This is a genomic window from Mesorhizobium sp. M6A.T.Cr.TU.014.01.1.1, from assembly GCF_004022765.1.
Lineage (GTDB): Bacteria > Pseudomonadota > Alphaproteobacteria > Rhizobiales > Rhizobiaceae > Mesorhizobium > Mesorhizobium mediterraneum.
The window spans coordinates 1-489 of sequence record NZ_RZPG01000098.1 but is presented as its reverse complement, the minus strand read 5'-3'; the positions used below and the strand labels follow the sequence as shown (position 1 = coordinate 489).

1 protein-coding gene is annotated in these 489 nt (G+C 64.6%); it reads left to right on the top strand.

The window, feature by feature from the left end; translation table 11 throughout:
• Positions 1 to 489: DnaB-like helicase C-terminal domain-containing protein (locus EN885_RS33130; protein WP_164897982.1), on the top strand; the 489-nt coding region annotated here is incomplete at both ends.

The following is a 489-nucleotide window of genomic DNA, read 5'->3' as shown; positions in this document are numbered from 1 at the left end:
GGCCGGTGGCAATGCCGGACAGGTGGCCATCGCATGGGTGGCCTGCAGCCTTCGGATTTGATCATCATCGCCGGCCGCCCAGGCATGGGCAAGACGTCGCTGGCCACCAACATCGCCTACAACATCGCCGCCGCCTATGAGCCTGCCCAGCAGGCCGACGGCTCCGTCAAAGCGGCCAATGGCGGCGTCGTCGGTTTCTTCTCGCTCGAAATGTCGTCGGAGCAGCTGGCCACCCGCATCATCTCCGAGCAGACCGAGATCCCATCGTCGAAAATCCGGCGCGGCGATCTGACGGAGGCCGATTTCGGCAAGCTCGTTGCCTACACGCAGGAGAACCACAAGCGGCCGCTCTATATCGACCAGACGGGCGGTATCTCGATCGCCCAGCTTGCGGCGCGCGCCCGCCGCCTCAAGCGTCAGCGCGGGCTTGACCTGATGGTCATAGACTATATCCAGCTGATGCAGGGCTCGTCCGCCAAGGCGTCGCAG